Annotated in this window: 12 protein-coding genes and 2 pseudogenes; all 14 read right to left on the reverse strand. The window is 36.5% G+C overall.

The features are described from left to right. Window positions 1-110 precede the first annotated feature (110 nt). The 14 genes and pseudogenes from BAU27_RS16640 to yfmF all read right to left on the reverse strand — a co-directional run bounded on the left by BAU27_RS16640 (window position 111) and on the right by yfmF (window position 13,498). Window positions 111-1,034: a dipeptidase gene (locus BAU27_RS16640; protein ID WP_071746753.1), complete on the reverse strand. Its 924-nt coding sequence runs from the start codon at window positions 1,032-1,034 to the stop codon at window positions 111-113. A gap of 59 nt (window positions 1,035-1,093) precedes the next feature. Beyond that, the gene (spoVS, locus tag BAU27_RS16645; protein ID WP_000404341.1) at window positions 1,094-1,354 is read right to left on the reverse strand and encodes a stage V sporulation protein SpoVS; all 261 of its coding nucleotides are present in this window, start codon (window positions 1,352-1,354) and stop codon (window positions 1,094-1,096) included. Window positions 1,355-1,503: 149 nt separating this feature from the next. Then, window positions 1,504-2,298 (reverse strand): TIGR00282 family metallophosphoesterase, encoded by a 795-nt coding sequence (locus BAU27_RS16650; protein WP_001221088.1) that lies wholly within the window; start codon window positions 2,296-2,298, stop codon window positions 1,504-1,506. 175 nt (window positions 2,299-2,473) lie between these two features. After that, complete coding sequence (gene rny / locus BAU27_RS16655) at window positions 2,474-4,039, reverse strand: ribonuclease Y (protein WP_071746754.1); 1,566 nt, start codon at window positions 4,037-4,039, stop codon at window positions 2,474-2,476. Window positions 4,040-4,522: 483 nt separating this feature from the next. Further along, window positions 4,523-4,945, reverse strand: a pseudogene (locus BAU27_RS16665) (recombinase RecA family protein); the annotation flags it as partial. 328 nt (window positions 4,946-5,273) lie between these two features. After that, a pseudogene (recA, locus tag BAU27_RS16670) lies at window positions 5,274-5,882 on the reverse strand (recombinase RecA); the annotation flags it as partial. Window positions 5,883-6,023: 141 nt separating this feature from the next. After that, window positions 6,024-7,262 carry a competence/damage-inducible protein A gene (locus tag BAU27_RS16675; RefSeq protein ID WP_071771493.1) on the reverse strand — a complete coding sequence of 413 codons (1,239 nt, stop codon included), beginning with the start codon at window positions 7,260-7,262 and terminating at the stop codon, window positions 6,024-6,026. Window positions 7,263-7,283: 21 nt separating this feature from the next. Continuing rightward, complete coding sequence (pgsA, locus tag BAU27_RS16680) at window positions 7,284-7,862, reverse strand: CDP-diacylglycerol--glycerol-3-phosphate 3-phosphatidyltransferase (RefSeq protein ID WP_071746757.1); 579 nt, start codon at window positions 7,860-7,862, stop codon at window positions 7,284-7,286. Window positions 7,863-7,925: 63 nt separating this feature from the next. Next, entirely contained in the window at window positions 7,926-8,837 is a 912-nt protein-coding gene (locus BAU27_RS16685) for a helix-turn-helix domain-containing protein (protein ID WP_071746758.1), read from the reverse strand. Window positions 8,838-8,858: 21 nt separating this feature from the next. Next, on the reverse strand, window positions 8,859-9,644 hold the full coding sequence (locus tag BAU27_RS16690) for a DUF3388 domain-containing protein (protein WP_071746759.1): 786 nt from the start codon (window positions 9,642-9,644) through the stop codon (window positions 8,859-8,861). Window positions 9,645-9,783: 139 nt separating this feature from the next. Further along, a complete protein-coding gene (locus tag BAU27_RS16695) occupies window positions 9,784-10,032 on the reverse strand; it encodes a DUF3243 domain-containing protein (RefSeq protein ID WP_000114449.1) in 249 nt (82 codons plus the stop codon). Between the two features lie 74 nt (window positions 10,033-10,106). After that, the gene (ymfI, locus tag BAU27_RS16700) at window positions 10,107-10,820 is read right to left on the reverse strand and encodes an elongation factor P 5-aminopentanone reductase (protein WP_071771494.1); all 714 of its coding nucleotides are present in this window, start codon (window positions 10,818-10,820) and stop codon (window positions 10,107-10,109) included. 116 nt (window positions 10,821-10,936) lie between these two features. Continuing rightward, window positions 10,937-12,223 (reverse strand): EF-P 5-aminopentanol modification-associated protein YfmH, encoded by a 1,287-nt coding sequence (gene yfmH / locus BAU27_RS16705; RefSeq protein ID WP_071746761.1) that lies wholly within the window; start codon window positions 12,221-12,223, stop codon window positions 10,937-10,939. After that, entirely contained in the window at window positions 12,224-13,498 is a 1,275-nt protein-coding gene (yfmF, locus tag BAU27_RS16710) for an EF-P 5-aminopentanol modification-associated protein YfmF (protein WP_071746762.1), read from the reverse strand. Window positions 13,499-13,509: the final 11 nt, after the last annotated feature.

The following is a 13,509-nucleotide window of genomic DNA, read 5'->3' on the forward strand; positions in this document are numbered from 1 at the left end:
AATCTTTAGTATAAAGCTATTTCGTTTACCATTCTAGTATTAGGTCTTAAAAAAATCAATAAATTCAAGTGGGTTTATTTTAATTTTTCTGAATTTTTAAAACACAACCTTTAGAACGTTACACAGTCAACAAAATTTTTATACAAAAATCGATCTACAGTTGATTCACTATACTTTTTACACAGGTGATTAATTATATTTTCATAATCCCTATATGCTTCTACACCTACAACGGTTTCTAAAATCCCATCAAAATCAGAACCGAATCCTATATTTTTTTCTCCACCTAATGAACAAATATGTTCCACATGTCTTAATATATCTGCTATATTCGCTTGTCTTTCATTCGTTAAAAACTGCGGTACGAATGTAATACCAATAATGCTATTTTTCTTTATGAGAGCTCTTATTTGTTCATCGGTTAAATTGCGTGGATGCCCACAAAGTTGATAACAGTTTGAGTGCGATGCAATTGGGTTTTTAGCTATTTCTATACCATCCCAAAAGCTTCTTTCATTTAAATGAGACACATCGGTCCATAAATCTAACATATTAAGTTCTTGTACAACTTGTCTACCAAATGTAGTTAAACCTGCACCACGTGTCTCTAGCGCCCCATCAGCTAATAAATTAGCATAGTTCCATGTTAATCCAAAGGAACGTACACCTAAGCGATAAAACAAACGTAATCTCATCGCTTCTTTTCCAATCGCTTCGCATCCTTCTAATGTTAATAACGCTCCAATCTCGTCCTGTTTTAGCATGTTAATATCGTTTTTTGTCTGAATAAACTTCATTCCTGGTAGCGATAGAATTTCACTATGAAAAATATCTATCATTTGCAGTGCAACTTCAAAGCGCTTTTCATACGCTACTGTTTCTGGTACATATATCGCGAAGCATTGTATACTTCCTTTTCTTTTCTTTAATTGTTCAAATGTAATATGTAATTGTGAATCGTTTTGAAAGTCTTTTTTTCCCTTTGCACTCCATAACTGAAAGAGTACATCGCAATGAGCATCAAAAATTTTCATATTCATTCCTCCACTATAAAAACAACCTGTTTGCATACATGCAAACAGGTTGTTTTAACTTAACGAGGTTCTACAATTAATTTTATCGCTGTACGCTCTTCGCCATCAATCATAATATCTGTAAACGCTGGGATACAAATCAGATCCAAACCACTAGGCGCTACAAATCCTCTTGCAATTGCTACTGCCTTTACCGCTTGGTTCAATGCACCTGCACCAATAGCTTGAATTTCTGCTGTTCCGCGTTCGCGAATAACACCTGCAAGTGCACCAGCTACAGAATTAGGGACCGACGTTGCTTTAACTTTTAATATTTCCATTCCGCGTTTCCTCCTCGTTTTTATAAAAAGTAATAGCAATTATTTCACTTTAACTTATATTCACGAGGAATGGCACGTATTCCTGCTAAATTTCTGTAATTTTTCTAAAAAATTAAAATATAATGACTTCTCTAACTTTTCGTTAAAAATTACTCAAAAAACGGCTGATCATCATTAATTAAAATGCGTTCAATTTTCTTCGCTTTCCCTGTATTTGGATCCACATCGATTAAAACTGCACTTAATTGCGTTCTGCCATTCGTTACTTCAAAACGTACTGGTAAGTTCGTTAAAAACTTCTTCAATACCGCTTCGCGATCCATACCTAAAATACCATCATACGGTCCTGTCATACCAACATCTGTAATATAAGCTGTTCCGCTTGGTAAAATACGATTATCAGCTGTAGGAACGTGTGTATGTGTACCTACTACAGCTGTAGCACGACCATCTACGTACCAACCTAACGCCTGCTTCTCACTTGTTGTTTCAGCATGAAAATCAACAAAGATAATATTCGTACGTTTTTTTGCAATATTGATTAATTCATCCACTTTACGGAATGGACAATCAATTGGAGGAAGGAAAGTACGTCCTTGTAAGTTAATTACCGCAACTTCTGTTCCGTTACAGTTCACAAAGATAAGACCTTTTCCTGGCGTTCCTTCTGGGAAGTTAGCTGGTCTTGCAAGATATTTAGCATCATCAATAAATTCAAATACTTCACGATTATCCCAAGCATGGTTTCCAAGCGTAACTGCCTGTGCCCCGCACTCCAAAAAGTTTCGATATATTTTTTCCGTAATTCCACGTCCACCCGCAGCATTTTCTCCATTAATGATTGTTACTGTAGGTGTATATTTTTTCTTTAATGCCGGTACGTACTGTTGAATCATGTCTCTACCAGGAGATCCTACTACATCCCCAACAAATAATATTCTCATATGTCTTACCCTTTCTATGTACTACATTTTTTATTACCTTACTCTAACAAGCAATTTCCTTATAATATTAAAATTTTACCTATTATAAGTTTCTTTCACTTGCATACTTCTCATAAATAATTTTCTTTATTTTACCCAATTCCAACACAAAAAAATAAAGTGGTGTTTCACCACTTTATTTTGCGTATTCCACTGCACGTGTTTCACGAATAACAGTAACTTTAATATGTCCTGGATAATCCAGTTCATTTTCAATACGTTTTCGAATATCACGAGCTAAACGATGAGCTTCTAAATCATCAATTGTATCCGGTTTTACCAGAATACGAACTTCACGTCCTGCTTGAATTGCGAAAGATTTTTCTACGCCTTCATAAGACTCTGAAATTTCTTCTAACTTTTCAAGACGACGAATGTAGTTCTCAAGTGTTTCACTACGAGCTCCCGGTCTTGCAGCTGATAATGCATCTGCTGCTGCAACTAGAACTGCAATGATAGAAGTTGGTTCTGTGTCACCATGGTGAGATGCGATACTGTTTATTACAACAGGGTGCTCTTTATATTTCGTTGCGAGTTCAACACCAATTTCAACGTGGCTACCTTCTACTTCATGATCAATTGCTTTTCCGATATCATGTAATAGACCAGCACGTCTTGCTAGTTTTTCATCCTCACCAAGCTCCGCTGCCATAAGTCCAGTTAAATATGCAACTTCCATAGAGTGTTTTAAGACGTTTTGTCCATAACTTGTACGGTATTTTAAACGACCTAAAATCTTAATTAAATCTGGATGTAAGCCATGAACACCCACTTCAAACGTTGTTTGCTCTCCGACTTCACGAATATACTCGTCCACTTCACGTCTTGATTTTTCGACCATCTCTTCAATACGCGCTGGGTGAATACGTCCGTCCTGTACTAGTTTATCAAGAGCGATACGAGCTGTTTCACGACGAATCGGATCGAATCCAGATAGAATTACCGCTTCTGGTGTATCATCGATAATAAGGTCAATACCTGTTAACGTTTCTAGTGTACGAATATTACGACCTTCACGTCCGATAATACGTCCCTTCATTTCGTCGTTTGGAAGATTTACAACCGAAACGGTTGTTTCAGCAACATGATCAGCTGCACATCTTTGCATTGCAAGAGATAAAATCTCTTTTGCTTTCTTATCCGCTTCTTCTTTCGCACGAACTTCACTTTCTTTTACCATAACGGCAATTTCATGAGAAACTTCACTTTCTACTTTACCAAGAATAATTGCTTTCGCTTGTTCGCGTGTCAGATTGGAAATGCGCTCTAATTCTGTTTGTTGCTTTTGAACTAACTCTCCCACTTTGCTTTCCAACTCTTCAATCTGTTGTTGTTTCGCTACAAGAGAATCCTCTTTCTTTTCCAACTGTTGCTCGCGCTTATCGAGCGTTTCGTCTTTACGATCAAGGTTCTCTTCTCTTTGCATTAAACGATTTTCTTGTTTTTGTAATTCGCTTCTACGGTCACGAATTTCTAATTCAGCTTCTGTACGAAGTGTATGAATTTCATCCTTTGCTTCTAAAAGCGCTTCTTTCTTAAGTGCTTCTGCCTCACGATTCGCTTCGTCTAGAATACGTTTCGCTTCATTAGTTGCACCATTAATCTTCGCTTCAGCAATAGACTTTCGAACAAAAAAGCCAACAACTGCACCGACTGTTGTTGCAAGCAAAATGGAGATGAGTATCCAAACTGTACTACTCATGATTTCACCTCCCCTTGCTATGAATGAAAAAAGACTGTCGGCATGTACATTGAATAGCAACGTACAGCAAAGACCGTCGTCCCGCTTTTTTAAGGGACTTTCTTCATTTCACAATTAAAATGTCATATTATTATTTCGGCAAGATTTAAGTCTTACTCCGAATATTACTTCTCTTCTTGAGAAGAGTGTATCGTATATAAGAAAAAATATACATTCTCATTGTATCTATCGCAATTTTCATTGTCAAGCGTTGTCTACTTTTACTTTCTTTACCTTCAGCCCTGAATCTTATCTGAATTCGAAAAGTAGGTAGCATATTATCCTGGAAAACCTTAGTAAATTCCATTGTCTTCACGTAAAACATATAAATATTCCTCTTTACACATAGCCCTTTGGATAGAATAAATATTTTATCTCCAGCTATATACAACGCTTTCATAAGACATTAAAAAATAAAAGACACGGGAGCGTGTCTTTTATTTTTTAATCTTGAATAGTTGAACCTTCCGTGTCTTCAACACCAGAGTCTTCACCAATTCCGTGATGTTCACGAACAAAGAAGGCAATTTCTTCTCTTAAATCCGTATTCTCTTTTAAGAATTGCTTCGAATTTTCACGACCTTGTCCTAAGCGTTCTTCATTATAAGAGTACCAAGCACCGCTCTTTTGAACGATATCAAGTTCAGAAGCCATATCTAAGATTTCACCTTCTCTTGAAATACCTTCTCCGTACATAATATCAACTTCAGCAACACGGAATGGTGGTGCTACTTTATTTTTAACTACTTTTACTTTTGTTTTATTACCAACGATGTCATTACCTTGCTTTAATTGCTCAGCACGACGTACTTCAAGACGGACAGTTGAATAGAATTTCAACGCACGACCACCTGGAGTTGTTTCTGGCACTATCTATAGATTTTCCATCTCTATAGTCCGGACTATCTCTTCATCTCTTCACAGAGAGCCTTGCACTTCCAGCAGTAGCCTATCATCTGCCGTACCCTACTCAGTTAACTAAAAGTCCTTTTCGGTAGTCTCTACACCTTCCCCATATAACTATGGAGCTTGGCACGGTATTACCCTAACAAAATGGTGGGCTTCACCGTTAGCAACTATATGAATAGTTACACCCTTAGGCAATAAGGTTCACAAGGTTTTTTAACATGCTATCACTAGCAAGGGAAACCCAGAGTAAACTCCTTAATCTTTTCGATTAAGCAACTTGTAGTTGATTTCCGAACATAACCCCAACTTTTTCACGAATTTGGTTGATAAAGATTGCGATTGTTTTTGATTTATTAATTGCACCTGAAAGTTTACGAAGTGCTTGTGACATTAAACGTGCTTGTAAACCAACGTGAGAGTCACCCATGTCCCCTTCGATCTCAGCCTTCGGTACAAGAGCTGCTACAGAGTCAATTACGATAATATCAACCGCGCCACTTCGTACAAGTGCTTCTGCGATTTCTAGTCCTTGCTCCCCTGTATCAGGCTGCGATAATAGTAATTCATCGATGTTAACACCTAATTTTTGTGCATAAACAGGATCCATCGCATGCTCCGCATCGATAAATGCTGCTTGTCCACCTTGTCGTTGCACTTCCGCGATTGCGTGTAATGAAACTGTTGTTTTACCTGAACTTTCAGGTCCGTAAATTTCAATAATACGGCCACGTGGGTATCCGCCTACCCCTAGTGCCACATCCAGTGCTAAAGAACCGCTTGAAATTGTAGAAATTCTACGCTCCGCTTGTTCTCCTAATTTCATAATTGAACCTTTACCGAATTGCTTCTCTATTTGTTTTAACGCCATATCTAATGCCGCTTGACGATCACTCATTCAAAATTCCTCCTTAACTGAATTGCTAATCTTATTATACCTATTTTCAATTCAATTTGCCAACAAAAATCGAACATTTATTCGATTTTTTATTTTATATCGAATAAAACTAGATTTCCCCACAAAAAAACTAGAAGAAATTTATATCTCTTCTAGTTTTTTGTATAAATGATAAAATCCATATTTTGTAGAGCGTTCTCTAATTTGTTGACGACTTCCACTTAAATTAAGAGAGAAGACTTCAGTCGGTTCATCCTTAATCGCCAATCCAACAAATACTGTTCCTGGTTCTTTATACTCTGAAGCGTCAGGTCCTGCCACCCCAGTAAAACTAATTCCGATATCTGCTTTTAATAATCCCTTAACATTTTCAGCAAGATAACGAGCACATTCTTTACTAACCGCACCACCCGTATGTAACACTTCTTCAGGCACATGTAAAACATGCTGCTTCACATCATTATGATAACAAATGACACCGCCTTTAAACACAGACGAAACACCCGCATTTTCTGTTACTTGATTTCCAAAGAGACCGCCTGTTAAACTTTCTGCACATGCTAAAGTTAACCCTTTTTGCTTCAATAACTCTATTGCCTTGTAATGAAGAAAATCTTGGTCATATCCGTAGAAAAATTCTCCTACTCTTTCTAAAATCAAATTTTCCACATGTTGAATTAGTTTCTCCGCCTCATTCGCATCATGATGTTTTGCAGTTAAACGGAATGTCACTTCTCCATCATTTGCGAGTGGTGCAATGGTCGGGTTCGTTTGTCCATCAATTAAATCTTGAACTTTTACCTCTAATTGAGATTCCCCAATACCGAAAAAGCGAAGAACGCGAGAATAAATATTTTCCCCTGTTGTAAAGTTACGTAAAAAAGGCTCTACGTAACTCACGTACATCGGCTTCATTTCTTTTGGTGGCCCTGGTAATAAAATATAAACTTTGCCGTTTTTATTTAACCCCATGCCAGGCGCCATACCGTGATCATTCGCAAATACAGTCGATCCACTTAGAACGAGCGCCTGCTTTTTATTATTTTCCGTAAATTCACGGCCTGTACGCTTAAAATAATCGCTTATGGATGTTAATGCTGTTTCATCATACACAAGCTCTTCACCTAAGCTAGACGCTATTGTTTCTTTCGTCAAATCGTCTTTTGTCGGCCCTAATCCGCCTGTAAAAATAAGCATATCAGCGCGCTCTTCAGCCACTTCAATTGCCTTTTGTAATCGCTTGTTATTATCACCCACAACAGTATGATAGTACACATTTATTCCAATTGAAGCTAACTTTTCAGATAAAAACTGGGCATTTGTATTTGCAATTTGTCCAAGTAACAATTCAGTTCCAACCGCAATAATCTCAGCATTCATCCCAATTCCCCCATAAAACTTCTATTTTGAGTTTACAAAAGCAGCCCTATTTTTCCAGAAATAATCCCATCCTGAAATAACAGTAAAGATTAATGCAATCCATATGAAAATATCAGCAACTGGAATATGGATTAAATTTAAAGGTACATCGTGTAATAAATACGCTGCAATCGCAATAATTTGTGTCCATGTCTTAATTTTCCCTAACTGATTTGCTGCCACTACTTCCCCTGTCCCAGCAAGTACAAGGCGTAAACCTGTTACTGCAAACTCACGGCTTATAATTACAATAACGATCCAAGCAGGTACATATTGCATTTCTACCAATGTGATAAGTGCTGCCGAAACAAGTAATTTATCTGCTAACGGGTCAAGAAATTTCCCTAAATTCGTTACAAGATTATACTTTCTTGCATAATGTCCATCAATCCAATCTGTAGCCGAAGCAATAATAAAGATAAGTGCCCCTACTAAATGTTGAATTGGTAACTCTACATCACCAATTATAAATGAGCCCCACTCAAAGGGTGCTAACATAATTACCATAAAAATTGGAATTAAGAAGATTCTAGATATTGTAATTTTATTTGGTAAATTCACAGCTATTCCTCCATCATATCAAAAACATTTGTTCATTGAAAAAAGTCATCGAAGCGATGACTGTTATTGTGCAGGTTGCCCTATCCCTTGGTTTTTTATCACCAATCTTTGGTGAAGTTCTTTTTCTGGATCCAATGGGAAAGCAACCACTTGACCATTCAGTTTAACTTCAACATTCATTGCATTTCCAATATTAAGTCGCACTTCTTTTACTGTTGATAAATCACGTTTTTCTATTTGGCCACCTTGTACTGTAGTGTTTAGAATTTCGTTCCCAGCATCATCTTTAACATCTACATAACTCGCACCTTTGCCCGATATTTCCAGTTCTAATGTTTTATTATTATGAATTTCCAAAGTAGATACCTTACCAGTTGTTCCAACTACCTTTATCTCTTGCTGTCCAGTTGGTTGTGCTGGTTGTTCCTCTTTCTTTGGTTCTTCTTTCTTTGGCTCTTCTTTTTTTGGTTCTTCCGCTTTCTCTTCATCTTTCTTCGTATCTAGCGGAGAATTTTTCGCTTTTTGAACTTCAATTTTCTCACTTTGAGCATTTGGAACTTGCCTATCATCTTTTCCAGTTAACGATTGAATAACAAACCAGACTACCACTCCAATTGCAATCACTAATAACGCAATCAAAATTTTCGGCATATGATCTGCAATTGGCCATGATGAAGATTTTTGCATTGTTTCTTGTGTTTTCTGTCCAGTTGATACTTGTGGAACATCGTGTTTTTCAGATTGTGGTATCGTACTCTGATATTCTACAAGCAGTTCCTCTCCATTTAATCCAACCGCATCTGCGTATTGTTTAATGAATGCACGCGCATAAAAAGCTCCTGGCAATACATCATAATTGCCTTCTTCAATCGCTACTAAATGGCGTTTTTGAATTTTTGTAATTTCATGCAGCTGATCAATAGACAAGCCTTTCGCTTCTCTTGCTTCTGTCAGCTTTTGTCCTAATTCCGTCACTACTAACACCTCAATATTTCTTTAAAAGTCAAACATAGAGAAATTATTTTGCGTACCTTGCTCAATTTCATCTACTAAATTATATTGAATTTCTTCATCATAATCGTTACGCAATTCGATAATATAATCAAAATCATCCAATGTGTATTCCGACTGAGTCACAAATACATCTGGATGTTCTACAACTTTCGTTGCAGGCAATCTCATGATTTCACGAACAAGCTGCCAATGTCTTTCATTTGCACGCTTTGTTGATACAATTCCATCTAGTATGAAAATATTATCGTCGCTATACTCATCTTCAATCAATTGGCTACGGACAGTTTGCTTAATAAGAGTCGATGATACGAATAGCCATCTCTTATTTGCACAAACACTTGCGGCAACAATGGATTCTGTTTTTCCGACACGAGGCATTCCTCGTATCCCAATTAGCTTATGACCTTCTTTTTTCATTATCTCCGCCATAAAGTCTACAAGTAAGCCTAATTCATCACGTACAAATCGAAATGTCTTCTTATCATCTGCATCTCGTTGTATGTACCTACCATGTCTAACTGCTAGCTTATCTCTAAGCTTTGGCGGACGATATTTCGTTACCGTTATATTATCCATCGTATTTAGAATTGATTCAAGTCTAGAGATTTGCTCTTGATTATCACACATAAGCAGAAGTCCACGTCGTGCATTATCTACACCATTAATTGTGACAATATTGATGCCAAGCATACCGATTAACGAAGAAACGTCACCAAGTAAGCCAGGTCGGTTTTTATGTATTTCATATTCAAAATACCATTCAATCATCCAAGATCACTCCCCCACGCTTACTTTACACCTACGTACTATATTATATGATTTCATCTTAATAGGGAAGCTAAATGTATAATCTATCCCGTGTAATTATTATACAAAAAAAATAGAGAGGAGAATCTCCTCTCTATTTTTACTTATGTTGTACAAACTTCACCATTAAATTTGCGATTGTATGTTGCTCTTGTTCATCAGCAACTTTCCAAAGCTCAGACAATAATTTTTCTTGATCGTTGCGCGCTTCTACTTCATTTGCTAAATAATCACCAACACGAAATGCCATATCTGATACTGCACCACCATCAAGGCCTTTTCCTCCCGCTTGTTCTAAACGTTCTCCTAAAAAGCTCTTCCACTGATCAAAATTATCTAACACTGACATGTTTAAGCACCTCACTATTGAGTAATAGAATCATGCTTAATTTGCACAATTTCTTGTTTTTTATGTAAGTATTTTTAACAATGCCAACCGCCATTGACTCCAATAACCTGCCCCGTAATATAAGAAGCTCCTGGCGAAACAAGGAAAGAGACTGTTTTTGCTACCTCTTCCGGTAGCCCTAGTCTACCTAATGGAATATCTTCAGCAATTTCATTTTTATCATCTGCTGAAAATACATTTAACATTTCTGTTTCGATTGCACCTGGCGCTACCGCATTAACACGTAATCCACTTAAAGAAACTTCTTTCGCTAAAGCTTTCACATATGAATTTTGCGCACCTTTTACCATTGAGTACAGCACCTCACAAGATGCTCCTATTTGCCCCCAAATGGATGAAATAACAATAACATTTCCACTTCTCCGCCCAATCATCGATGGAAGCGCCATCGAAAGAAGTCTATATACACTCTTCACTTGAAGCTCGACCATATAATCTAATTCTTCATTCGAAACATCTGTTACTAATCCAAAAATACTCTTTCCAGCTGCGTATACAATAACATCAATTGGATGTTCGATTTGCGCCCACAATTCCTCTGCTCCATCTCTAGAAGCTAAATTTGCTTGCACAGGAATCACTACATCAAATTCCTTCTGTAACTCCCTTACCTTCTCTTCGCTTTTATTGTAATGAATATAGACTGTATAACCATCCTCGATTAACTGCTTCGAAATAGCAGAGCCAATCCCTCCGCTCCCTCCAGTTACTAATGCATACTTTTTCATAAGTTCCCTCTCTTATCTTTTATGTATAAATAAATAATACCCTCATCTTACCATTTGGCAATAACCAAACGTTAGATGAGGGATATAGATACTGCGTTTTTTATTCAAATATCAATTTACTTTTTTGGCAGCACTTGGCAGACGCTCATTTTCTCTTCAATTAATAATGTTTTTGCTGCTTGTTGTAGGTCTTGAACAGTTAATCCTTCTAACACTGTAAGAGCATCAAATAAACTAGATTCATTAAACGCATATCGTGTAAACTGATTTGCAATATATTCAGGTGAATTCAATGATCGTAAAAATCCACCTATTTTCTTTTTCTTCACCCGTTCCAACGCAGCCTCATCTAACTGATCATAATTCGTTTGTAGTAAAATACCTTTTAATCGATCTGCCAATTCATCAGGTTGCTTCGTATCTCCACCAACCATTGCAAAACCGAAGTTATTTTCTTCTGTATAGTCATACGAGAACGAATCATCAATAAGACCTTCATTATATAAAGATTCATAATGAACTGACCCTTTTCCAAATAAATAATCTAAAAGTAATGTAAGCGCAATTTCTTGTTTTAAAAGAGCTTGCCCTTTTTCTTGTAAATTCGTTGCTTTAATACCAACTAAACATTTTGGAGTTTGAACAGGCATTAAAATAATCTTTTTCTTTTCATTTACTTCTTCTGGTTCCTCTTCAAAAGAACGAACGATTTCCGGTTGATTTTCGTAATCTTTTTTCGCTTGATTTTCACGAACTAAATCCATTGTTTTTTCAGGATCAATCGCTCCAACAACAAACAATAACATATTGCTTGGATGGTAAAAAGTCTCATAACACTCATACAATAGGTCTTTTGTAATTTTACTAATAGACTCGATTGTCCCTGCAATATCAATTTTAATTGGATGTTTCACAAACAAGCTATCGATTAATCCAAAATATAAACGCCAATCTGGATTATCTTGGTACATTTGAATTTCTTGGCCAATAATACCTTTTTCTTTTTCAACCGTTTTTTCTGAGAAATACGGTTCTTGAACAAAATTTAACAATGTATTTAAATTTTGTTCTACATTTGATGTACAAGAAAAGAGATAAGCAGTTCTCGTAAAGGACGTAAAAGCATTCGCTGAAGCACCTTGTTTACTAAACAATTGAAAGGCGTCATGGTCCTCCTTTTCGAACAATTTATGCTCAAGAAAATGAGCAATCCCATCTGGCACACGGGTCATTTCTTCTTTTCCAAGTGGGACAAACGTATTATCAACAGAACCGTACTTCGTCGTAAATGTCGCAAATGTTTTATTGAATCCTTGTTTCGGTAAAATGTATACGTCTAATCCATTCGGAAGTTTTTCATAATATAGTGTCTCTTTTAATTGCTCATACACAATTTTCTCCATTTACTCTCCCTCCGTTCCATGTAAAAAGTAAATTGTATCTAATTCAATATTATTAGCAACTTTCACAATTTCTTCTTTCGTCACGCCTTCTATACCTGTTAGCCACTCTTCAACTGGACGCGTACGCTCTGAAATAACGCCATGATAAAGCATTTCAACAAAACCACGTGGTGTATCAACAGCCTCTAAGATTTGATTTTGAATTACACTTTTCGTTTGTTGAATCTCTTCCTCTGAAAAATCACCGTTTTGCATTGCTTTCATCTGTTCTTTAATAATTTCAACCGCTTTTTCAAAGTTCTTCGCTTCAATTCCAGACATAACGAAGAGCAAACCTTTATGACTTTCAAATCTTGATGCTGCATAGTACGCTAAACTATTTTTTTCACGGACGTTTACGAATAACTTTGAATGAGAAAATCCTCCAAATAATCCGTTAAACAATTGTAGGGCAAAATAATCTTCATCTTTATACGTAATGAATGTGCGATAGCCGATATTTAATTTACTTTGCTTTAGTTCTTGTTTTTCAACAATTTCTTTCTCTTCATTATTTCGTTTATGAAGAAGTACATTTCTTTCTTTCCTAGCGCGAGGTGAAATCGAAAAATACTTATTTACAAGCTCCACAGCATCTTCTGAAATGTCACCAATGATATATAAATCCATTTCATCTTCAGCTAACACTTTTTGATAATATTGATACAAACTTTCATTTGTAATAGAAGCAACACTTTCTTTTTTCCCATTTGCACTTAAACGATATGGTTCTACTTTGCACATTTCTTCAATTAAACGCTCGTTTGCATAACGCATTTTATCATCATAAGTAGCTTCAATTCGTTGCAAGAGTGCTCGTTTCTCACTTTCTACAATAGCAGGTAGAAAACCTTCGCCTTCTGTTGCTGGATGCAAAACAATATTAGATAACATAGAAAGCGCCTTTTCAAATAACGGTGGTGCATCGCGTAAATATGTTTCATTTGCGATGTCTACATAAATAGAGATGATATGGTCTTCTCCTTTTTTACTTACATCTACCGCTAAAGAAGATCCATATAATTCTTCTAAATATTGGCGAAGACGAATTACAGAAGGCAGTTTTTCTGTCGCACTTTGTAATACGTATGGCAATAGGGCACGCTCTGTCACCGTCTCCTCATTTAAAGGTGCTTTAAAACGAAATACAAAGGTATTTGTTTTATATTTATCAGTCGGAATAATATGTACTCGCAAGCCACCTAATTCATGTAGTCGCTGTTCCATTAGTTTCATTAATAGCCCTC

This window comes from Bacillus sp. NH11B (assembly GCF_001884205.1).
GTDB classification, from domain to species: Bacteria; Bacillota; Bacilli; order Bacillales; family Bacillaceae_G; genus Bacillus_A; species Bacillus_A proteolyticus.